This is a genomic window from Tenacibaculum halocynthiae, from assembly GCF_964512825.1.
Lineage (GTDB): Bacteria > Bacteroidota > Bacteroidia > Flavobacteriales > Flavobacteriaceae > Polaribacter > Polaribacter halocynthiae.
In genome coordinates this window covers 1-22570 of sequence record NZ_CAZELG010000045.1, presented here as the reverse complement: position 1 = coordinate 22570, position 22570 = coordinate 1, and the positions used below count along the sequence as shown (strand labels likewise).

The window sequence follows — 22570 nt, the reverse complement described above, 5'->3', positions numbered from 1 at the left end:
ATATTAAACTAAAAACACAAAAAAACCATAAAATCTCAAACAAAAACGAAATAAACTGTTAATTTCTTTGAAAAAAAAACTAAATAAAGTACTTTCGGTACTTGAAATATTATATTACACCTAAATACAGAAGAATGAAAAAACTAGTACTTTTAGCCCTCATAGGAGGTATTATACTTTCATGTAAGAAAGAACCTGTAAAAGATTATTTAGTTATTTCCGGGTCAATTGACAACTTTAAAAAAAGAGATGTTAAATTACAAGGATTTGGATTTGAAAAAAAGATAAAATTCGACAAAAAAAATAAAACTTTTATAGATACTATAAAAATAGATAGAGAAGGTTATTATAAACTGATTGTAAATAAAAAACCTATAAATCTATATTTAACAAAAACTGAAGACACTAAACTTCTTTTTGATTATAAGAAATTAGATGCTATTAATTTTGAAGGAACTAATGCAGCTATAAACAATTACTTCATTAAAAAAGGTAAAGTATTTACAAGTGAAATAGGTAACCTTAGAAAGTTACTTGCTCTTGATGAGGAAGCTTTTTTAGAAAAAGTTGACACTTATAAAAATTCTTTAACTGATTTAGCAATGGGTAGCCAGTTACCTGAATCTTTCTTAAAAAAAGAAATTAAAAATATTGAGTATGAATATTTAAGAGATTTATATCAATATCCAGTATATCACCCTATTTTAATTGGTGATGATGAGTTTGTTGTTTCTGAAAACTTCCCATCTGTTTCTGATAAAATTAGCTACAATAATGGTGAAGATTATATTAACTCGGCATATTACAGAGAAATTTTAGTTGGAGAGATATCAAAAAAGACAAATTCAAAATTAACAGATACTGGAGACTTCTTTTTAACTTATATAGAAACTGTTCATAATGAAGTTAGTGATTCAATCACTAAAAATGATCTTCTATTTAATGAAAAATATAAAGGATCTGCTCAAGCTGGAATTACATATACTGAAGATCCTGAAGTATATTATAATAAGTTTTTAAAATACTCTTCTAATCAAAGTCATAAGGACAGAATTGGTGAAATATACAATTCACTAAAAATTACTGCAAAAGGTAAACCTTCTCCTAAATTTGATAATTATGAAAATTATGATGGAACTAAAACTTCTTTAGATGATTTATTAGGTAAAGGAAAGTATGTTTACATTGATGTTTGGGCCACTTGGTGTGGTTTCTGTAAACGTGAGACTCCTTTACTAAAGAGACTTGAAATGCAATATCATGATAAGAATATTGAATTTGTAAGTATTAGTGTTGATAACATTAATGCGAAAGAAAAATGGAAACAAACCATTGACCAAAAAGAAATGGGTGGTGTACAATTATTCGCTGATAAATCTTTTGGTTCTGAATTTATTAAAAAATACGCTATTAAAGGATTACCTAGATTTATAATGATTGACCCTGATGGAAATATTGTAAGTAGAAATGCTCCAAGACCATCTGCTGGTGAAAAGCTTTTAAATATGTTTGAAGAACTAGGTATATAAAACTTTACCTCCTTAATTTTATATTACAACAACATGAAAAAATCCGCTTAATAGCGGATTTTTTTTATACAATAATTATTTTTTTTAACTTTAAAACCTATTATCTCCATCTAAAATATCTCCAATACCTCCCAAGATACTACCTTCTCCTCTATCACCCCTACCAGTTTGAGGGGCCATAGATAAAACTCTACCTGCTAATCTACTAAAAGGTAATGATTGAATATATACTGTACCAGGTCCTCTTAAACTTGCAAAAAACAACCCTTCTCCACCAAAAATAGTATTCTTTATTCCTCCAACAAACTCAATATCATAATCTACATCTTGAGTAAACCCTACAATACAACCAGTATCTACTTTTAACACTTCTCCAGGTTGTAATACCTTTTTAGCCATAGTTCCTCCTGCATGAATAAACCCCATTCCATCTCCTTCCATCTTTTGCATAATAAAGCCTTCTCCTCCAAACAAGCCTCTTCCTAACTTTTTAGAAAACTCTATTCCTATAGAAACTCCTTTGGCAGCACATAAAAATGCATCTTTCTGACAAATAAATTTCCCTCCAAATTCAGATAAATCAACGGGGATAATTTTACCAGGATAAGGAGAAGCGAACGATACTTGTTTCTTCCCATATCCAACATTCGTAAAAACTGTCATAAACAAACTTTCTCCTGTAAGGATTCTTTTTCCTGCTGAAAAAATTTTACCTAGCAACCCTTTTTCTTGATTAGATCCATCACCGAAAATAGTATTCATTTTCACATCTGTATCCATCATCATAAAACTTCCACTTTCAGCAACAACACCCTCTTCTGGATCTAATTCAATTTCTACATATTGCATTTCTTCTCCAAAAATGCGGTAATCAATTTCGTGTGCATTCATAATAATTAGTTTTTAGCTATTAGACTATGATATTTATAATTTGTTACGATTTTACTTTTAAACTCCACTCATATTTAAATTGCGAGACCGAAACTCCCTCTTCATTAATTCCCTCAGAAGTAACAATTACAGTTTGCCCCTCTCCAGTTTCTATCGATTTTTTTATAGCCTCTCTTATAAGCATTCCATCATTACATTCAAATCTTATTTTACCAATAGCTTTTTTAGTAAAAGTTCCACTCATATTTGTTACCAACATAGATATTTTTCTATTTGATTCACTTATTTCTTTCATCACCAAAATACCTGTTGATAATTCAGATGCCATTCCTTGAACTGCCCAAAACATAGATTTGAATGGGTTCTGATTCATCCATTTATAAGTAACAGACACCACTGAATTGGTATCTGAAATTGATTTTACTCGTACTCCTGTTAAAAAAGCTGAAGGAAGTTTAAAAAATAAAAAGGTATTAATTTTTCGGGGTGTATACTTCATTTATATAGTGTTTATGGGCAATGTACGACTTTTTATTTAATTATTAATACTGTTAACAAATGTTAAAGTTTGTTAAATTTTAGTACTATGTATTGCATAATACCTTTTAAAAGATATATATTTGCATAGTCAAGTATTATATAATTTATATTATTATGCAACATAACAACGAAAACACCAATGCTTTTTTAATACATATTTCAGCTTTTGCTGGTTATTTATTTCCTTTAGGAAGTATTATAACCCCATTAATTGTTTGGCAAACTTTAAAAGACAGAAGTACTTTTTTAGACGAACATGGTAAAGAAGCTGTAAACTTTAATATTAGTTTTGGATTATACATTTTTATACTAAGTGCCTCTTTCTTTTCTTTCTTCTTTGGAAGTTTTCTAGACATTTTCAACGGAGTAGACATTGACTTTGGAGGGCATCATTCTTATGGAGGTTTTTTTGGTTTTTTAGGAATAGCCTCTTTAGTAAGTATTGTTAGTTTAATTAAAATTGCCTTAATTATTATAGCAGCAATGAAAGCAAATAAAGGAGAAATGTATAAATATCCTTTTACAATAAAATTTATTAAATAACCACTTAAACAACGCTCAATGAAGATAGAAAACACAAAAGCTCAAATGCGTAAAGGTGTGTTAGAATATTGCATACTATCTATTTTACAAAATGGAGATGCATATACATCAGAAATTCTTTCAACCTTAAAAAGTGCAGAAATGATTGTGGTTGAGGGTACTATTTACCCATTATTAACTAGGCTGAAAAATGCTGGATTATTAACTTACAGATGGGAAGAATCAACATCTGGACCACCAAGAAAGTATTACGTACTTACAGAAAACGGACAATTATTCTTAAAAGAATTAGATAAAACCTGGAACAATTTAGTAAACGCAGTAAACCAAGTAACAAGTACAAAATCAACTAAAAATGAATAAGACAATAAACATAAATTTAGGCGGGTTCTTCTTCCATATAGATGAAATTGCTTATCAAAAATTAAACCGTTATTTAGAAGCGATATCTCGCTCTTTAAGCGATGACCCTCAAGGAAAAGATGAGATTATAGCAGATATAGAATCACGTATTAGCGAACTTTTATCTGAAAGAATTACAGATGCGCGTCAAGTTGTAAATGAAGGTGATATAGAAGATATTATTGGTATCATGGGACAACCTGAAGATTATGCGGAAGCTGAAGAAGCATATAATGATAATACAACCTATACTAAAAGAAGAAAAAATACTTCTAAAAAATTATTTAGAGATAGTAATGACAAATTTTTAGGTGGTGTTTGTGCTGGTCTTGGTCATTTTGTTGGTATTGATGCTATATGGGTACGTTTAGCGTTCATTATATTATTAGCTAGTGGATTTTCACCTTTAGTGTATATAATATTGTGGATTTTATTACCTGAAGCAAAAACTACAGCTGAGAAATTACAAATGGAAGGCGAAGCTGTAAATATTGATAACATTGAAAAAAAAATTCGTGACGAGTTTGGAAACATATCAACAAAGCTAAAAGATGGTGCCAGTGAACTTTCTGATAAAATTTCAAGTGCTGACTATGATAAATTACGTGCTCAAACAAAATCAGGTTTTCAAGATTTTATTGACACAATGGGTAAAATTTTACTAGCTGTTTTTAAAGTTTTTGGAAAGTTCATGGGAGTTCTATTAATATTTATTGCTGGTGTTACCATTATATCATTATTGTTAGGAGTATTTTCAGTAGGAAGCTTAGAAATATTAAATTTTGATAACGACTTTATTCATTATCCTCCATTTTTTTATGACTCATCATTACCTAAATGGTTATTAGCTATTTTATTATTTATTTTAATAGGAGTACCGTTTATAGTATTATTTATTTTAGGATTAAGAATTTTATCACCTAACATAAAAAAGTTAAGTACAACCGCTGTATTAACTTTACTAGGTATTTGGTTAACAGCTCTTCTAGGTGTTGGTTTTTCAGCAATAGAGTATGGTACATCAAGAGCTTATAATGGAGTAAATGTTAATAAACATAGCATAACTTATAATCAAAATGACCCTTTAAAAATTAGAGTAATAAATGACGATAACATTTATTACCAACACAATTTACGCAATAAAAACAATGGTGTGAGTGTATCTATTGATGATAAAGAAATGAAATACTCTAACGACGTAAACATCGATGTTAAAAAAAGTGAAACTGGTAGTGCATACATTGAAATTAAAAAAACTTCTGAAGGAAGAAAACGTAATAAAGCTAATAAAAATGCTGAAGAAATAGTTTATAACTTTAAATCAGCCAATAATGTAATTGTTTTTGATGCATTCTTTTTAAGTGATTACAAAAACATATGGAAAGACGAAGAAATAAAAGCTACTTTATTTATACCTGAAGGTACTACTATCTATTTTGAAGCTTCATCTCGTAATTTCTTATATCATATAGATAACATTGATAATATTTATGATAGAAACATGTCTAACCATCATTTTAAAATGACTTTAAAAGGTTTAGATTGTACAGATTGTCAAAAAGAAAATAACAGTGATAATGACTCTGAAGACAATGAAGATTGGGACTATGAAAATAATGACGATGTTAGCTTTTTATTTGACAGCACCATTAATGATCTGAAATCTGAATTTATAATAAGTAAAAACACTACTAAAAATGAACTAAAGAAACTAGTTCGTTGGTTTAAAAACAAAAAGGATATAGATATTGATATAATTAATCCGAAATATGATAAGAACGGAATGATTGAAAAGCTAATTTTAAATATTGATTGTAATGATGGATATACAGGAAACATTACAATATCTAACAATACCTTAAGAGATATACCTAAAGGGTTTCGTAGAATATACAATGAAGAAGGTACATTAGCCTTTAAAACTTGGTAACCTAAAACAACCTATTAAAGCAATAACTATGGACTCATTTTTCGATTTCTTTTTTAAAGGTAATTTTTTCATGAAGCTTTTAACTTTATTATACACCTTGTTTATTTCATGGTTTATGGGAGCTCAAACTCACGAAATCCCTAAGTACAAGCCCTCAAATATTGACTTACACAATCAAATTGTAAAGATGGACGCTGCTTATTTCACTGCCTATAACAAGTGCGACATAAAAAAACAAAGTGATATATTAAGTGAAAAAATTGAATTTTTTCATGATAAAGGAGGATTATCAACTTCTAAAAAAGAAATATTAGAGTCTATCAAAAAAAACATTTGTAATAAAGTAACACGTACTTTAATTGAAGGCAGTATAGAAGTATATCCTATTAAAGATTATGGTGCAATTGAAATTGGATATCATAAGTTTTTTAACAAAAAAGAACCAAATGCTAAATCTCCTCCAAGTAAATTTGTAGCAGTTTGGAAAAAAGAAAACAATAAATGGATAATGACAAAAGTTATTAGTCTACATTAAAAATATAGTTGACACTAAAAACATTAGTTCATTTTTGCTAGCTAACGCTAAATGACACTAATACTTGGTTTTATTAGTTTACAAGCCAAAGCTGAGGAGCTTTGGCTTTTTTATTAAAAAAACTAAAATATTATGATACTTTTATTCTCATATTAAAGTGCATCCATTTAGTGGAAATATTACTTGATACTCCAGTAATAATTTTATCATAATCAATTCCCCAATCAAATAAATTTACTCTTCCTTCTAAAATTAAAAAACTAGGATATGTTTCATTAGTATCTCGAATACCAGAAACAAATAATTTTACTTCTTTTTCAACTCCTTTTATAGACATGATTCCATTAACCTGATACCAATCTATTCCCATTGTATAAACATTGGTAGATTTAAAAGTAATTTTATCTTTTTCATCATTTACAAATATTCCTGGTTTTTTTATTCTTTTATTTAAATCAGCACCTCCCCTACAAACTTTAAACGAATCAGGATCTAAAGCAAAAGAAAGTTTCATATTCTCAAGAGGATTACCCTGATCTTTTCCTTTAGATGTAATAACCTGTAAACTATTTATTTTACCACTAAAGGGAGTACTGCAATGGCCATGTGTTACAAATAAATTCATAAAATCACCTTCAAATATTCTACTCTTTTCTCTTTTGTCAGTTTCAAACGTACTGTTAGTATATCCACTAAAAACAACAATAGCCGCTAGAGCTATTATAATCAAAAATCTTTTTTTCATTTTATTCATACTACTTAATTATTAATGTTATTACGAATATACTTTCACCTCCTATCTAAACTTGCAAATTAAATGTCAAAAAAGTGTAAAAAAATGTTCAATAGCCTATTAAATAACACTAAAAGTAACTTTATGTATTTTACTAATTTATTTTAATTTACCTGAATCTACGAATCTATAGATTATATCTATCTTCTTTTTTCATTACTTTTACTCCATGAAATGGATTTTTTCTTTTTTTTTATTTACATCTATAGTAATACAGTCTCAAAATTTACCTGAAGGTTTTTCATATGTAAAAGATATAGACCCAACCATATTACGAGAACTACGTTATTGTAACCATAATAACTTTGTTGGTATTCCTGTAAACGGTTATAATGATGATGTGTTAATTACCTCTACTCTTACCGCAAAAGCTTTAAAAAAAGTACAAGCTGAATTAACTAAAAAGGGATACAGTTTAAAAGTATTTGACGCATACAGACCACAAACTGCTGTTAACCATTTTGTTAAATGGGCAAGAGTAATCAATGACACATTGATGAAACAGCAATACTACCCAAATTTAAATAAACGCCATCTATTTAAACTTGGATATATTGCAACTAAGTCAGGTCATTCTAGAGGTAGTTCAGTTGATTTAACAATTGTAAATATTAAAACTGGGAAGGAGTTAGATATGGGAAGTCCTTATGATTTTTTTGGTGTTTCATCTCATATTACCTTTCAAAAATTAACTAAAAATCAGAAAATAAATAGGTCTTTATTACAAAAAAGTATGAAAAAGTTTGGCTTTAGACCTTATAAAAATGAATGGTGGCATTTTACGTTACGTAATGAACCATTTCCTAATACTTATTTTGATTTTCCTATAAAATAATAACTTTTAACGCTTTATTTAGATAAGCGTTTTAAAATCGGTATTATATTTGCTTAGATATACGCTATTATGTCATATACTATTAGATTTATTTTTTTAGCCATATTTTTCAGTATCTCTTCTTCAAGTTTTGCTCAATTAGACAATTCTACCAATGCAAAGGATAAAGGAAAATCTTCTTTAGGAAATTTTAAAGTCTCTGCTAAGAATACAAAAAAACCAAAAGTTTTAGATTTTAAAAACGACAATGGTTTTAAAACAGCTCATACAAAACAACAAAAAGATCAAAAAAGAAAACAAGCTGCTGAATCTTATAATAATAAAGGAATACTAACAAAAGCTAAAATAGCTGAAGAACAATATTTAAAGGCATTTAAAAAAATAAATGGCCAATTTCAATATCCAGTAATAGATCAAGATTTAGGTAGCTTTAGCACAAAAGCAAAAAGTGTTAATATTATTTGTAGAGATTATCAATATCCTGATGGAGATAAAGTAACTATCTATATTAATGATATCCCTGTTATTTCAAACCTTACACTAAAACAAAGCTTCCAATCGTTTAATATACCTTTGGATGAAGGTATTAATATTATAAAAATACTAGCTTTAAACCAAGGAACATCAGGTCCTAACACTGCCGCTTTTAAAATTTACAACGATTCTGGAATGTTAATTTCATCAAATGAATGGAACCTTGCTACTGGAGCTAAAGCAACAATTATTGTAGCTAAAGAAAAAGAATAAAAACTAAAGTTTTTAAACTTATCAATAGTTAAAGTAACTTTTAGCAAGAACCTTTTTTTAAATTACTAAAAACTACTACTTTTGTAGGCAGAATTTTTTACAATAAGTAAAACGAACAAACAAAATAAACAACTAATATATAATGAAAGAAATCACCAAAGAGACCTATATCAACTGGTATAGAGATATGTTATTTTGGAGAAAGTTTGAAGATAAATTGGCAGCAGTTTATATTCAACAAAAAGTAAGAGGTTTTTTACACTTATATAACGGTCAAGAGGCTGTTTTAGCAGGAGCATTGCATGCAATGGATTTAACCAAGGATAAAATGATTACTGCTTATCGTAATCACGTTCAACCAATAGGTATGGGTGAAGATCCTAAAAGAGTTATGGCTGAACTATATGGTAAAGCTACGGGTACATCTCATGGAATGGGAGGATCTATGCATATTTTCTCTAAAAAATATCGTTTTTATGGAGGTCACGGTATCGTTGGAGGTCAAATTCCTTTAGGTGCTGGACTTGCTTTTGGTGATAAATATAAAGGAAGTGATGCTGTAACACTATGCTATTTTGGTGATGGTGCAGCTCGTCAGGGTTCATTACATGAAACATTTAACATGGCAATGAATTGGAAGTTACCAGTTGTATTTATTGTTGAAAACAATGGATATGCAATGGGAACATCTGTTGAAAGAACCGCAAATCATACTGATATTTGGAAACTAGGGTTAGGGTACGAAATGCCATGTGGACCAGTAGACGGAATGAATCCTATAAAAGTTGCCGAAGCTGTAGACGAAGCTATTCAAAGAGCTCGTAGAGGAGACGGCCCTACTTTTTTAGAAATGAAAACATACCGTTATAGAGGTCATTCTATGTCTGATGCTCAACATTATCGTACTAAAGATGAAGTTGAAGAGTACAAAAAAATAGATCCTATTACTCAAGTTCTTGATATTATTAAAAAGAACGAATATGCTTCTGACGAAGAAATAGACGCTATTAAAAAAGAAGTAAAAGAATCTGTTAGTGAATGTGAGAAATTTGCTGAGGAATCTCCATATCCTGAATTGAATCAATTACATGATATGGTTTACGAACAAGAAGATTACCCTTTTATAAAATAATAAATCCAACAAAAACTCATTAAAATATGGCTACAATAATAAATATGCCTCGTTTAAGCGACACCATGGAAGAGGGTGTTGTTGCACAGTGGTTAAAAAGTGTTGGAGACAAAGTAGAAGAAGGTGATATTTTAGCTGAAATCGAAACAGATAAAGCTACAATGGAATTTGAGTCTTTCCATGAAGGAACTTTATTACACATAGGTGTTCAAGAAGGTGAAGCAACTCCAGTTGATAGCTTACTTGCTATTATTGGTGATGAAGGTGAAGATTTCTCTGCTCTATTAAGTGGTAATTCAGCTCCTGCTTCTGAAACTAAAACAGAAGAAAATTCAAAAAAAGAAACTACATCAAATACTACTACTGTTTCAATTCCTGAAAATGTAAAAGTAGTAACCATGCCTCGTTTAAGTGATACTATGACAGATGGTACTGTGGCTACTTGGTTAAAAAATGTTGGTGATAAAGTAGAAGAAGGCGATATTTTAGCTGAAATTGAAACTGATAAAGCTACAATGGAATTTGAGTCTTTTCAAGAAGGTACCTTATTACATATTGGAGTGCAAGAAGGTGATAGTGCTCCTGTTGATAGCTTATTAGCTATTATTGGTACAGAAGGAACTGATGTTTCTGCCTTATTAGAAGCAAACAAAGCTGGCAATTTAACTTCTTCGAATTCTACTTCAGACAAAAAAGAAGAAGTTAAGGAAAGTACTCCCAGTGTTTCTTCAAATATTGAAACAACTCCTAAAGAGAATTCTAATAATTCTTCTACAGGTGGGCGTCTTTTAGCCTCTCCTTTAGCTAAAAAAATAGCTAAAGACAAAGGTTATAACATTGCTGATATTAAAGGTTCAGGAGAAAATGGTCGTGTCATCAAAAAAGATGTAGAAAACTATACTCCTACCTCTTCAGTTCAAGCAACTACTGTAAAAGAAACTAGTAGTGCAAGCACCACTAATACGGTAAGTAATTTTACTATTGCTGGTGAAGAAAAAACTGAAGAAATTAAGAACTCTCAAATGCGTAAAGCAATAGCAAAATCTTTAGGTAACTCTAAATTTAATGCTCCTCATTTCTATTTAAACATAGAAGTTGACATGGACAATGCTATCGCTTCAAGAAAAACAATAAATTCAGTTCCAGACACCAAAGTATCATTTAATGATATGGTTGTAAAAGCTTGTGCTATGGCTTTAAAAAAGCATCCACAAGTTAATACTAGCTGGACAGACAATACTACATTATTTCATAGTCACATACATGTAGGTGTAGCTGTTGCTGTTGATGAAGGTTTAGTTGTACCGGTTGTTAAACATACTGATGCATTAAGCTTAACACAAATTGGTGGTTCTGTTCGTGATTTAGCTGGTAAAGCTAGAAATAAAAAGATCAAGCCAAATGAAATGCAAGGAAGCACTTTTACTGTATCTAATTTAGGTATGTTTGGTATTGAAAGTTTTACTTCAATTATTAACCAACCTAATTCTGCTATTTTATCTGTAGGTGCAATTATTGAAAAACCTGTTGTTAAAAACAGTCAAATTGTTGTAGGTAACACAATGAAATTAACTTTAGCGTGTGACCACAGAACTGTTGATGGTGCTGTAGGAGCTCAGTTTTTACAAACACTAAAAACTTTTATTGAAAATCCAGTTACAATGCTTGCTTAGTTGAGTAACTAAGTTAATACTATATAAAAAACCAGAACTAAATTTAGTTCTGGTTTTTATTTTACATTAGCTTTTTAGCTTGTACAACATGTCGTTCATTATGATAAATTACAAAACGTAATGTATCACCTAACCTAAATTTTAATAATGGTAAGGTAATTGATGTTTTAATTTTAGTTAAATTTTTATCTTTCACTAACTCTAATAATACCAATAACTCTTTTTGATTTTTAATAAAATTTGAAAGAACATTTATTTTTTTAAGTTTTGAATGTATTGGATTCTTACTTTTAAAAGTCTTCATCGTTTTCATCTTTTCAGAAGGTAACATATCTAAGGCAAATTTATTACCTAAAAAACCAGATTTAAAACTATCAACTGAGGGTAAATTTGAAGATTGTATTCTTTGTTTTATTTCTCTATTATAGAATTCTGCATATAAATTTAAATGCTCTAAACATTCTAAAATTGACCAAGATGTATCGTTTACTTTTTTTTGTAATTCAATTTCAGGTTTACTTTCTAAAAAATGTGCAAATTCTATATGATTATTTGTATATTTTTTTAATTCTGTTAGTAATTCATCTACGTTAAAAACCATTATTCTATTTTTAATCAAATTTCTATTTATTATTAGACATAAATATTGATCTTAATCAAGACTTTTTAAAATTCTTGAAAGAGTTTCAGGCGTCATTCGCAAATAAGACGCTATATACTTTTGTGGAATTTCTTGAAAAACTTGAGGACTTCTTTTTATTAATCGTTCAAACCTTTTTAGTGGAGAAAAAGTTATCAAATCTATTTCTCTTTCAATCTGTTGATACACAAAGTTTTCTAACATTTTACTCCAAACATCTTTATACTCTTCTTTTGAATTAATTAATTGATAATATGTTTTTTTTGAAATAACCTTGAGCTCGCACTTTTTAATTGCTTGAATAAAAAATGCTGTAGGTTTACCAGTTATAAAGCTATCTAATGCAGTAATAATAGAATTAGAATAACCAAATCGTATGGTATGTTCTTCTATCTCGTTATTAATAAAAACACGTAAACTCCCCTTAGTTACAAAATATAAATTAGTTTCAACTTCACCTTCGTTTACTAAAAATTCATTCCGCTTTATAGAAATCTCTTTTTCCCAATTATTTGATAATATTCCTAATAACTGCTCATAAACTCCCATAAAATATTTTTCTCGAATTTAATGATTTACAAGCTATAAAAAAAGACGGTAATTTTACCGTCTTTTGAATTTAATATGTATTAAAAAATTATTTAGTCAATAACATTTTCTCAGTTATAACTTTGTTTCCTACACGTATTTTATAAATATAAATTCCCTTTTTTAAATCTGAAACATCCTTATCTAATATTTTTATTCCTTTAAAGTTTTTTTCACTAATTAAAGTTTTGATTAACTGACCCGAAAAATTGTACAACTCAATTTTAACATCAGACTCTTGATTAATTTCCATATTTATGGTAATCTCGTTTTTAACCACAGTTGGATACTTTAATTCAGAAATCTTACTCATTGACTCACATTTAGAAACAAATTCCCATTCATTAGATACTCCAGGAGTATTATTTTTTGTCCACCATTTAGCTTTGTATATGTTCATTTCAAAATATACTTTATCTCCTGTATTATAAGCTTTACTAGCAATCCAAGTAGAAACCCCACAGTTATTTGTAGTATCTCCATTACAAGGTTGAATATAATCCCATACATCAGCTACACCTGGTGTTTCTGAACTAGAAGCGTACCATTTATTTTTATAAATAGCTCCATTATACTTTACTTCTTCTCCTGCTTGTGCGTATATTTTTGATTTCCATTCTAAAACAGCATCACAAATACTACCACTAACTTTTTTCTTAATAGAAAAAGATGTTAGACTAGAAGTACTAGCTCCTTCTCCATCATTCGCTATAATTTTAAATTCATAAGTTCCAAAAGCAGCAGGTTGCCAATTAGCTGAATAAACCCCATTATTATTCATTATTGATGTTACTGCAACATTATCTATAAAAAATTCAACAGAATTTAAAGAAACATCGTCAGTTACAGTTGCTTCAAGTACTATATTAGAAAGCGTTATTTGCTCAGTAACACTCAAATCTATAGGTGTTATCTTTGAGATTACCGGTGGAAGATTTGTTCCTATAGTTTTTTTCTTAACCGTAAAAGTTAAAACTTTTGTAGTTGAAGCATTTTTATCATCAGTTGCAGTTGCCTTAACCAATACTTCTCCAAAACTAACAGGAATAAAACTAGCTGTATATTCATTTCCTTGTTTTGTTGCACTTATCATTTTTCCATCATACTCAAACTCAAAAGAAACTACAGTTCCATCAGAATCTGTTGCTGAAGCTTTTAAATTTATTTCAGACAATTTTTCTACTTCAAAAACCTGGTTGCTCATTGGTGATTTCCAAGTTACTATTGGTACACTATTTATTGAAGTATTATTTCCTGCTGCTTCGTTAATTGCCTTTAATATGCTAGAGGATGAATTATAATCTACATCCTGAGTAAGTTCCCAAATAATGACACCTTGATGCCCAAAATTTTTAGTATATTTAATCTTTTCTCCTGCTAATTTAGGAGTATCGAAATATATATTCTTTCCATTTAAAGTAATATGTCCACTTAACTTTTTAGGATCTTTAACATCATAACTTGTTGCTGCATTGGGAAAATCTTTTACAATATCTCTATAGGGTACAAATTTCGCGCCATTACCACCATTAGGCTTTTTCTCAGAAAAATCATAACCATACATTGGCACACCAATAACTAACTTAGCTTTTTTAACATCAAAACCGCCAGCATGATTCCAAGTTGGATCTGCTATTCCCATCCAATACTCTAAAGCATCTTCAGCAGCATAAATTGGATTATCCACAGATTGTCCTTGATAGGTATTCAAAGGAAGTTTATGCAAAGATGAATGAGGTCCAACTGGCGATTTATCCCATGAGCCTGTAAAATCATAGGTCATCAAACCAATCCAATCCATGTAATCTGCCATTTTTGCATCATAATTATTCCCATACCAAGAAGTTCCAAATACTGCAGCAGTTATTAGTTTATTAGGCATTTTTTCTCTCAATTTCTTACTCAAATTAGTTAAACCAATTGCAGCATTATGAGGACCTTTATCTCCATCTCCCCACTTACTTCCTCTTACTCTTCCTCCTTGGTCAGAAGTACCAGAAATTGTAGGGTCTGCCCACCAACACTCTAAATCTAAATCAATTCCATCTAATTGACGCTCATTAATATAATTTACCAAAAGTGTTGCTATTTCTTCTAGTTTTTGGTCATTATTATAGTATTTAGACATTAACCACAAAAATGCATAATCTGTTGCTCCTCCTAAAGCTACTGATACTTTTACATTTTTAGCTTTTGCTTTAGCTAATACATTACAGTCTGTTAATACCGAATCAACTTTCTTTAACTGAAACTCATCTAAAGCTATAGATCCAAAATCGTTACTATTATAGTTATTGTTGTTTCTTTTAAACATTAAAAAAGACACATTAATATTAGTTACAACTTCTGGATTAAAATTATTCTTAATATCATAATCAGGAATCCATGTAGGTAAATACCCTATGATACGTTGTTTTCCAGAATAATTTGGCCCCAAACCTCCATCTCCACATCCACCATCACGTTGCCATGAAGCATGTCCTGGTTTTGCTGAAGTATAATATTTAGCAGTATAATTAATTCCATCTAAAGAAACTTGTTCTCCTTTTTTATAATGATCTTTAGCTGCATCCCAGTCTGGACTACAAGCAGGGAATTGATATTGAGCCTGTAACAATACGCTCAAAAATAAAAGTTTAATCAATACAAATGTTTTTTTCATGACTTGATGTTTTAGTTGTTAGTTAGTTGTTTATTTTTTTATATAAGAAAAGACTGATACGCTGAGAGAGCGAATCAGCCATGTATATTACTTTTTAAGTATCTTTTTGGTTTTAACCTCCCCATCTACATATGTCTTGTAGATATAAATTCCTTTTTTTAGGTTCTTTATACTTTTTCTAAAAAAGTTAGTTCCTTTATGAAGTTTTACATCTATTATCGTTTCTATTTTTCTACCAGAAAAATCAAATAAATCAATTTTAACGTATGATGTTTTTTCTAATTCTACAGTTACTTTTATTTCTTCAGAAACAATATTAGCATATAACTTTAAGGATGATATTTCCGATTTTGGTGAAGAGCAAGGTTCAATAACTTTCCATTCGTTAGATGTTGTTGGAATATTATTTTTTGTCCACCATTTTGCTTCAAAAATGGTACCTTCATAATACACTTTATCACCTGTATTATAAACTTTACTAGAAACCCATGCTGGTGAACCACAATAATCATCACCACTTCCATTACAGGATTGAATATAACTCCATACATCTGACTCTCCAGGTACTTCTGCACTAGAAGCATACCATTTATTTTTATAAATAGCCCCATTATAAACAACTTCTACTCCAGCTTGAGAGTATATCTTAGAAACCCAGCTAGGAGTAGTTTCACAAACTGTTCCAGTAGTTTTCTTTTTTACAATAAATGAAGAATTAGCAGTAATACTTTTCCCTTCATCATCTATAGCTATTATTTTAAACGCTACATTACCATAAACTGAAGGTATCCAAGAAGCTGAATATATAGTTGGTTTAGTTGATGTTACGGTAACTTCTTTTTCATTCAATAAAAATTTAACTGAACTTACAGAACTATTATCTTCTACCTTAGCTTTTAAATTTATAACTGAAAGATTTTCTTGTTCAATAACCGAAGCATTGACTGGAGTAATTTCTGATATAACTGGTGATGTATTTTGTCCAATTTCTTTAATAATAAATACTATTTCTTTACTAGTTGTTTTGTCACTATTATCAGTTGCGACAGCTTTTAAAGTTACCGCACCAAATGCTAATGGTGTAAATGTAGCTGTATACTCATTACCTACTTTTGTAGCTGTAATTGTTTTAGCATTATGCAGAAAAGAAAAAGATTGTATAACCCCATCACTATCGGTTGCTGTAGCCTTTAAACTTATTTCTTCAAAAGTTTTCATTTCTATTACTTGATTTTCAACCGGAGTATTCCAAATAACAATAGGTGCAGTTCCTTGATTTGCTCCACACTCTTTAATTTTTTCCCAAACTCCATTTTTATCTGGTTCTAACCCATTTGCTGCATACCATTTATTTCTATAAATGGTAGTGTTATATTTGACATAATTATTCGGTTTATCATAAATTTTAGTAGATCTCCATTCTGGGATATCAGTACAATCCAAATTAACCCCATCCCAAATAACTATATTTATTGAAGTTGAAATTGTTCCACCATTTTTAAAAACAGCTTCTGTTGTAAGCACATGTGTTCCATAAGAGCTCGGTAACCAAGAAAAAGAGGTACCTACAAATGATTCTGTACCTACTTTTGTGGTTATAGTTTCTAATACTGATTTTTTTTCGTCAACATCTATACTTATAGGTATGGAAGCAAATGTTTCTTGTTTTATAATTTGATTATTAATTGGAGTAATGAATACTACAGCTGGTTTTTGCGCACAAGGTTCTGCGGTTAAATCTGAAGCATCTCCTCCATACTTACTCATATCTTTACATCCACAGTCTGACAAATCATTAACACCATCCATATCTGTTCCAATATTATAAACTTGTGCATAACGTTCATAATAACCTATTCTATCAACCACCTGTGGTTTTTCAGTTCCTTGTCCACATTCAACACCTCCATTAATAATATTAACTGTCATCCCTAAACCTGGAACTCTATTTTTAGTTTTATCTAAATCATTTGGTATCCAATTATTAGTCATAACATCATGTGCTGAAGGCTTTGGGTATTGAGGTGTCATCCAAAACCAAATTGCTGTTTGAAATGCTAACGCAGCATCCTCTATTACTTTTTCTGGATTATCCAATAAAACTTGCTTGTCTCCAAAAATAAACTCACTTGCTGGTCCATAATTATAATTATAAGATAATTGAATTGGTCCTCTACCTTTATAAGATTTCCCTGGAGTTGGTGGATAATTAGTATCAGGAGATGCATAAGAAGCATTTGTTGGTTCTTCTCTAAAATGAAGTCCCCAAGAAAACCTTCCTCCTGGAGCTGTTGCCCAACCACCAGTTGTTTCATGGGAAATGTTAGCAAAAAAGGCAATTAACTCACGTGTTCTTTCTTCAGTACTTCCCTCTTCTAAAAAAGATCCATAATCTACTTCCTTAATAATAATTTCTTTATCTACATTTCTTGGTTCATCAAAATCTACGTCTTTTCTAATAACCACAGAAGCACCAGTAACTTTATCGATACGAGTTATTTTATAAGAATTTGTACCACAGCGTCTATCAAAAATCACTTTAATTTTAGACATTCTGTTTATAGCTTCAATAAAAGATTCATAGGTATAAAAATCATCTTTAGGATCAAGAACCCATTCACCACCACCAATATCTTTAGAACCAAAACGGTAGGGAAATAAAGTATTCCAAAGTTCTTTTGATATTAAAGGGTGATTACTTATTTCAGTAGTATACTCATTTACACAAGACTTCCGTGTTTTTTTAGATAAGTAATTGGAGTTTTTTTCAGAATTAGCGTACACCAAGGTAGATGTAACAAAGATAAATAGCACCAGAAGTGCTTTAACTTTTTGTTTCATTTTTAGAATTTTGAAGGGTTAAAATTGTTTGTTTATGTAATATTTTAAAAAATTATATTAGTTTTTTATGCATACTTTTTTAACTTATTACAACATTAAAACAAATACTAGTTTCTCTTTTCACAAACATTATTAGACAAAAAACAAGATATCATCTATAGATAACCGAAAAACAACTAAATAAACCACTTCATTTAAGAACTAATCAAAATAACTTAAATTGATTAGTTAACTTTTTATCAAACCTATTAAAATCTAAAGGAATTAATCCAATACCTTTTAAATATAATTTTCTTGCTAATTTAAATTGTATATTAATTTGCTCTGCTATTTTACCTTCCCCTTTCATTCTACTACTATAATGAGAATCATTTAAAGATCCATTATGACAATCTTTAATTTGATTAATTATTTTACTCCCTCTATCTGGGTAAGCTTTCATTAACCAATTCGTAAATATTTCTCCAACAGCTCCATTTAAACGAACAATTGTATAGCCAACAGACCTAGCCCCTAATTCACTTACTTTTTTTACTAATGGTATAATTTCATGGCTATTTATAGCAGGAATAATGGGAGCCATCATTACATTTATTGGAATATTATTATCAGACAATTTTTTAACTGTTGCTAATCTTTTCTTAATGGAAGCTGTTCTTGGCTCTACAACTCTTCTCGTTTCATCAGATAAGGATGTTATTGAAACACTTACATGAACCAAATTCATTGCTGCCATTTGTTTTAAAATATCCATATCTCTTAAAATTAATGAGTTTTTAGTAATAATACTAACTGGGTGCTTTAATTTCAGTAATACTTTCAGCATTTCTCTTGTTATCTCTAATTTTCTTTCTATTGGTTGGTAGCAATCTGTATTTCCTGATAACATTATATTTTGAGCTTTCCAATTTTTGCTTCTTAACTTTTTTTCTAATAATTCTGCAGCATTTACTTTATATAAAATTTTCCTTTCAAAATCTAAACCAGCTGAATACCCCCAATATTCATGAGTATTCCTAGCATAACAATAAATACATCCATGCTCACAACCTTGATATGGGTTCATTGAATAAGAAAACCCTGTATCTGGGCTTGTTACTTTATTTAGAATAGTTTTAGAATGCACCTCTAGGTAGGAAGTTGAATTAGTTTCATGCTTTTCATTTTCTATTTCACAATAATTAAGAAAATCATCCAATACTTCATATTCATGAATAGAAAATTTATTATGTGAATTATGTTGTGCTCCTCTACCTTTTATATACTTCATATAAATATTTAAATAACTTTTTTAACTCATTGTTTAATTGTGTGAAAATACATAAAAACAAAACATATCAAAGAATAAAAAATGTAATATTACAAAAAAAGAGAGGGTAAAATAAAAAAGAGAGCTGTAAACAGCTCTCTTTTTTAATATTTATATGAAAATACTTAAATAATCTTTCTTGTCTTGTTAAGCAGCCAAAAATCGGCTAAGACCATCGCAGTTAAAGCTTCTACAATAGGTACAGCTCTTGGCACAACACATGGATCATGTCTTCCTTTACCATGTATTTCTGTGGCTTCTCCATCGGAATTAATAGTCGCTTGATTTTGCATGATAGTAGCTACAGGTTTAAAAGCTACTCTAAAATAAATGTCCATTCCATTAGATATACCTCCTTGGATTCCACCTGATAGATTTGATTGTGTGGTTCCATCTACATTAAAAACATCATTGTGTTCAGAACCTTGCATCTTTGCTCCACAAAAACCACTACCAAACTCAAATCCTTTTACTGCATTAATAGAAAGCATTGCTTTCCCTAACTCTGCATGTAACTTATGAAAAATTGGCTCACCTAAGCCTACAGGAATATTTTGAGCTACACATGTTATTGTACCTCCAATTGTATCTCCTTGCTTTCTTATTTCATGAATTTTCTCAATCATTTTTTCAGCAGAAGGTTCATCTGGACAACGAACTATATTACTTTCAGTTTTCGAAAAATCAAGTTCTTGATAAGGTTTAACCATAAAGATATCTCCTACAGAAGATGTAAACGCATTAATATCAATATGTGCTATTAATTGTTTAGCTAATGCACCTGCTACAACCCAATTCGCTGTTTCTCTTGCAGAAGTTCTTCCTCCTCCTCTATAATCTCTAACTCCATACTTCTTATCATACGTATAATCAGCATGAGAAGGACGATATACATTTGTATTATGATTGTAATCTTTACTTTTTTGGTTTGTATTTTTAATTACAAAACCAATAGAAGCACCTGTTGTAAGTCCTTCAAAAACACCAGATAAAAATTCAACAGTATCTGGTTCTTTACGTTGAGTTACAATTTTAGACTGTCCTGGCTTCCGTCTATCCAATTCATTTTGAATAGCTTGAAAATCTACTTTTACTCCAGCAGGAAAACCATCGATTATTCCCCCTATAGCAGTACCATGTGACTCCCCAAAAGTGGTTAACTTTAAAATATTTCCAAATGAATTAAACATGCTTTAATAATTTAAAGAACGAAAGTAAAATTATTTATTAATATAGCACTAATTAAAGAACAATAATTGTCTTCATTTATCCAACATAATACCTTTCATAAAACAATATAAGCTCGCTTTATTAATGTTAAAAAGCATTCTATATTTTTTTAAAAAAAAGTTTCAAAAAAAAACACGCAGAACTATCTAATAATAAGTCAATTAAAAAAAACAAGTAAAAAAAAGGCTTTTATAACCTAAAAAAGTAGTCAAAAAGTTTTTGAGAATTAAAAAAAGGTTCTATATTTGCACCCGCATTCAGGGAATACTGAGTGAGTCATTAAGGAGAAATGGCAGAGTGGTCGAATGCGGCGGTCTTGAAAACCGTTGTCTGTAACAGGACCGGGGGTTCGAATCCCTCTTTCTCCGCAAGTCCGAAGCGAAAGCTTCGGATTTTTTTTAGGGGATTAAAGAAAAAAGCTTGCACGTGCAAGCTTTTTTATGGTCTACATTTTTCTTTCTTAGTCAAAATTTCAATTATAACTGTTTTCTTAATTTACCATATTTAGTGATTGTGTATTAAATTGATTATCTATTTAATACCAATACTCAAAATTTACTGGTTTAAAAAGAGGTCGTTCTACAATAGATAATATATAAAAATGAATAAACTATATAGTACTCTAATTAATCACTCCTATAAACACAACAATTATAGCATCTAGAGACAGCTTTAAACAACTTAATAGAATTGCTTAAGGGTATTTAGAAATACATCATAAAAATTGAAATTACTCAACTCTTATAATGTTTACATAAAAGATCACTTATTACTAAATAATCTTTTATCTCTCTCCTTAGAGTATAGCTATGTCATTACACCAATTCTAAAGCTATATCAATTAGGAAAGCAATTAAAATATAGTTATTTCAATAAAATAGGTACTATTAAAAAGAATGTTTATGGAAAAAAATTAACATTATTTCTTCAACCATAAAAAATTAAAGATACTTGATGTATATACTAACCTATTTTTTTTAATAAAGGCAATTATAATTAATTCTATTGAAGAAAATATTGAAAAATTATAACATAGACTTGCGAAACCATGTGTAGAATTAGTACATAACTCAATAAAATACAAAGCTAGTATTCCTAACCATATATTTGATAGTAACGTTTTTGTTACGCAGAAACTTTTATACTTTATAAAATAAACTATTAAAGTAAATAACTTTATAAATAATAGCAATGAAATGGGGGAAAATATACTAAAATTTATTCCTTGGAAAGGAAAGATAGACACACAAATAACTAACCAACTTAAGTAGTAAGATAATGCATTCTTGAAATCATTTGGATAGCTATTAACATTTAAATCGAATATTAAAAGGCTTAATATTAATAAACCTGTAATTAAGTCATAATAATTGTTAGGCAGTTTAAAGCGATAAGCTAATACAATAACTATAGATAAAGTTGCTCTAAATAGTATTTTTTTCATTTTTTTTTTACAAATGTACAAATATGCATAGCGAAATATAAAACTTCATAAATTAAATGAATGTCTAAATCCTGTAGTTTATAATTCTTTAATTTAATGATAATAAAATAGCTATATAAGCGAAGGCATAGGCGAACCTCTAACGATCTAAAGTGAAAAAAAGTATTGAACTACTGATTATTTAGGTTGTGTTAAAAAAGTAAGGTATAGCACAAAAAAAAACCGTTCTTTATATTACTAAAGAACGGTTTAAAAGAAAGGCAACGACCTACTCTCCCACCTGTGGCAGTACCATCGGCGCTAATG

Annotated in this window: 18 protein-coding genes and 1 tRNA gene; 10 read left to right on the top strand and 9 right to left on the bottom strand. The window is 29.5% G+C overall.

All coding sequences use genetic code 11. The features are described 5' to 3' along the window. Window positions 1-134 precede the first annotated feature (134 nt). Window positions 135-1529 (top strand): TlpA family protein disulfide reductase, encoded by a 1395-nt coding sequence (locus ACKTTQ_RS18295; RefSeq protein WP_143032741.1) that lies wholly within the window; start codon window positions 135-137, stop codon window positions 1527-1529. Between the two features lie 90 nt (window positions 1530-1619). Here the strand turns inward: ACKTTQ_RS18295 and ACKTTQ_RS18290 are convergent, their stop codons facing one another. Both ACKTTQ_RS18290 and ACKTTQ_RS18285 read right to left on the bottom strand, forming a co-directional pair. After that, window positions 1620-2420 carry a TIGR00266 family protein gene (locus ACKTTQ_RS18290; RefSeq protein ID WP_093868718.1) on the bottom strand — a complete coding sequence of 267 codons (801 nt, stop codon included), beginning with the start codon at window positions 2418-2420 and terminating at the stop codon, window positions 1620-1622. Between the two features lie 43 nt (window positions 2421-2463). Beyond that, complete coding sequence (locus tag ACKTTQ_RS18285) at window positions 2464-2919, bottom strand: DUF4442 domain-containing protein (RefSeq protein ID WP_093868719.1); 456 nt, start codon at window positions 2917-2919, stop codon at window positions 2464-2466. 155 nt (window positions 2920-3074) lie between these two features. Here ACKTTQ_RS18285 and ACKTTQ_RS18280 point away from each other — a divergent pair, with 155 nt between their 5' ends. From ACKTTQ_RS18280 to ACKTTQ_RS18265, 4 genes are all read left to right on the top strand, one after another. Continuing rightward, complete coding sequence (locus tag ACKTTQ_RS18280; protein WP_093868720.1) at window positions 3075-3503, top strand: DUF4870 domain-containing protein; 429 nt, start codon at window positions 3075-3077, stop codon at window positions 3501-3503. An 18-nt stretch (window positions 3504-3521) separates the two neighbouring features. After that, complete coding sequence (locus tag ACKTTQ_RS18275; protein ID WP_093868721.1) at window positions 3522-3866, top strand: PadR family transcriptional regulator; 345 nt, start codon at window positions 3522-3524, stop codon at window positions 3864-3866. After that, complete coding sequence (locus ACKTTQ_RS18270; RefSeq protein ID WP_408050024.1) at window positions 3859-5835, top strand: PspC domain-containing protein; 1977 nt, start codon at window positions 3859-3861, stop codon at window positions 5833-5835. Before ACKTTQ_RS18275 ends, ACKTTQ_RS18270 begins: the two co-directional genes overlap by 8 nt. A 70-nt stretch (window positions 5836-5905) precedes the next feature. Then, window positions 5906-6370 (top strand): nuclear transport factor 2 family protein, encoded by a 465-nt coding sequence (locus ACKTTQ_RS18265; protein ID WP_255405066.1) that lies wholly within the window; start codon window positions 5906-5908, stop codon window positions 6368-6370. A gap of 130 nt (window positions 6371-6500) precedes the next feature. On the opposite strand, the gene ACKTTQ_RS18260 is transcribed toward ACKTTQ_RS18265, so the two are convergent. Continuing rightward, complete coding sequence (locus ACKTTQ_RS18260; RefSeq protein ID WP_408050023.1) at window positions 6501-7115, bottom strand: YceI family protein; 615 nt, start codon at window positions 7113-7115, stop codon at window positions 6501-6503. 217 nt (window positions 7116-7332) lie between these two features. Here ACKTTQ_RS18260 and ACKTTQ_RS18255 point away from each other — a divergent pair, with 217 nt between their 5' ends. From ACKTTQ_RS18255 to ACKTTQ_RS18240, 4 genes are all read left to right on the top strand, one after another. Then, the gene (locus tag ACKTTQ_RS18255; protein WP_408050022.1) at window positions 7333-7998 is read left to right on the top strand and encodes a M15 family metallopeptidase; all 666 of its coding nucleotides are present in this window, start codon (window positions 7333-7335) and stop codon (window positions 7996-7998) included. Between the two features lie 69 nt (window positions 7999-8067). Then, window positions 8068-8745, top strand: a complete 678-nt coding sequence (locus ACKTTQ_RS18250) for a hypothetical protein (protein WP_408050021.1) — start codon at window positions 8068-8070, stop codon at window positions 8743-8745. Between the two features lie 142 nt (window positions 8746-8887). After that, a complete protein-coding gene (gene pdhA / locus ACKTTQ_RS18245; RefSeq protein ID WP_093868726.1) occupies window positions 8888-9877 on the top strand; it encodes a pyruvate dehydrogenase (acetyl-transferring) E1 component subunit alpha in 990 nt (329 codons plus the stop codon). 26 nt (window positions 9878-9903) lie between these two features. Then, complete coding sequence (locus tag ACKTTQ_RS18240) at window positions 9904-11550, top strand: pyruvate dehydrogenase complex dihydrolipoamide acetyltransferase (protein WP_093868727.1); 1647 nt, start codon at window positions 9904-9906, stop codon at window positions 11548-11550. A gap of 61 nt (window positions 11551-11611) precedes the next feature. On the opposite strand, the gene ACKTTQ_RS18235 is transcribed toward ACKTTQ_RS18240, so the two are convergent. From ACKTTQ_RS18235 to aroC, 6 genes are all read right to left on the bottom strand, one after another. Beyond that, window positions 11612-12151 carry a DinB family protein gene (locus ACKTTQ_RS18235; RefSeq protein ID WP_408050020.1) on the bottom strand — a complete coding sequence of 180 codons (540 nt, stop codon included), beginning with the start codon at window positions 12149-12151 and terminating at the stop codon, window positions 11612-11614. 51 nt (window positions 12152-12202) lie between these two features. Beyond that, complete coding sequence (locus tag ACKTTQ_RS18230; protein ID WP_408050019.1) at window positions 12203-12739, bottom strand: Crp/Fnr family transcriptional regulator; 537 nt, start codon at window positions 12737-12739, stop codon at window positions 12203-12205. Window positions 12740-12827: 88 nt separating this feature from the next. Beyond that, a complete protein-coding gene (locus ACKTTQ_RS18225) occupies window positions 12828-15440 on the bottom strand; it encodes a glycosyl hydrolase family 18 protein (protein ID WP_093868730.1) in 2613 nt (870 codons plus the stop codon). A gap of 87 nt (window positions 15441-15527) precedes the next feature. Beyond that, window positions 15528-18281: a glycoside hydrolase family 19 protein gene (locus ACKTTQ_RS18220; RefSeq protein ID WP_408050018.1), complete on the bottom strand. Its 2754-nt coding sequence runs from the start codon at window positions 18279-18281 to the stop codon at window positions 15528-15530. A 205-nt stretch (window positions 18282-18486) separates the two neighbouring features. Next, a complete protein-coding gene (locus tag ACKTTQ_RS18215) occupies window positions 18487-19551 on the bottom strand; it encodes a PA0069 family radical SAM protein (RefSeq protein WP_299136324.1) in 1065 nt (354 codons plus the stop codon). Window positions 19552-19715: 164 nt separating this feature from the next. Beyond that, window positions 19716-20780, bottom strand: coding sequence for a chorismate synthase (gene aroC, locus ACKTTQ_RS18210; RefSeq protein ID WP_113785409.1), 1065 nt, complete (start codon window positions 20778-20780; stop codon window positions 19716-19718). Between the two features lie 323 nt (window positions 20781-21103). Between aroC and ACKTTQ_RS18205 the strand changes: the two genes are divergently transcribed. Further along, window positions 21104-21188, top strand: a tRNA-Ser gene (locus ACKTTQ_RS18205). The last annotated feature ends 1382 nt before the right edge of the window (window positions 21189-22570 follow it).

Bases quoted from the DNA above. Each gene is read 5' to 3' on its own strand.
- ACKTTQ_RS18295 (WP_143032741.1), top strand. From the start codon at position 135: ATGAAAAAACTAGTACTTTTAGCCCTCATAGGAGGTATTATACTTTCA.
- ACKTTQ_RS18290 (WP_093868718.1), bottom strand. From the start codon at position 2,420: ATGAATGCACACGAAATTGATTACCGCATTTTTGGAGAAGAAATGCAA.
- ACKTTQ_RS18285 (WP_093868719.1), bottom strand. From the start codon at position 2,919: ATGAAGTATACACCCCGAAAAATTAATACCTTTTTATTTTTTAAACTT.
- ACKTTQ_RS18280 (WP_093868720.1), top strand. From the start codon at position 3,075: ATGCAACATAACAACGAAAACACCAATGCTTTTTTAATACATATTTCA.
- ACKTTQ_RS18275 (WP_093868721.1), top strand. From the start codon at position 3,522: ATGAAGATAGAAAACACAAAAGCTCAAATGCGTAAAGGTGTGTTAGAA.
- ACKTTQ_RS18270 (WP_408050024.1), top strand. From the start codon at position 3,859: ATGAATAAGACAATAAACATAAATTTAGGCGGGTTCTTCTTCCATATA.
- ACKTTQ_RS18265 (WP_255405066.1), top strand. From the start codon at position 5,906: ATGAAGCTTTTAACTTTATTATACACCTTGTTTATTTCATGGTTTATG.
- ACKTTQ_RS18260 (WP_408050023.1), bottom strand. From the start codon at position 7,115: ATGAAAAAAAGATTTTTGATTATAATAGCTCTAGCGGCTATTGTTGTT.
- ACKTTQ_RS18255 (WP_408050022.1), top strand. From the start codon at position 7,333: ATGAAATGGATTTTTTCTTTTTTTTTATTTACATCTATAGTAATACAG.
- ACKTTQ_RS18250 (WP_408050021.1), top strand. From the start codon at position 8,068: ATGTCATATACTATTAGATTTATTTTTTTAGCCATATTTTTCAGTATC.
- pdhA (WP_093868726.1), top strand. From the start codon at position 8,888: ATGAAAGAAATCACCAAAGAGACCTATATCAACTGGTATAGAGATATG.
- ACKTTQ_RS18240 (WP_093868727.1), top strand. From the start codon at position 9,904: ATGGCTACAATAATAAATATGCCTCGTTTAAGCGACACCATGGAAGAG.
- ACKTTQ_RS18235 (WP_408050020.1), bottom strand. From the start codon at position 12,151: ATGGTTTTTAACGTAGATGAATTACTAACAGAATTAAAAAAATATACA.
- ACKTTQ_RS18230 (WP_408050019.1), bottom strand. From the start codon at position 12,739: ATGGGAGTTTATGAGCAGTTATTAGGAATATTATCAAATAATTGGGAA.
- ACKTTQ_RS18225 (WP_093868730.1), bottom strand. From the start codon at position 15,440: ATGAAAAAAACATTTGTATTGATTAAACTTTTATTTTTGAGCGTATTG.
- ACKTTQ_RS18220 (WP_408050018.1), bottom strand. From the start codon at position 18,281: ATGAAACAAAAAGTTAAAGCACTTCTGGTGCTATTTATCTTTGTTACA.
- ACKTTQ_RS18215 (WP_299136324.1), bottom strand. From the start codon at position 19,551: ATGAAGTATATAAAAGGTAGAGGAGCACAACATAATTCACATAATAAA.
- aroC (WP_113785409.1), bottom strand. From the start codon at position 20,780: ATGTTTAATTCATTTGGAAATATTTTAAAGTTAACCACTTTTGGGGAG.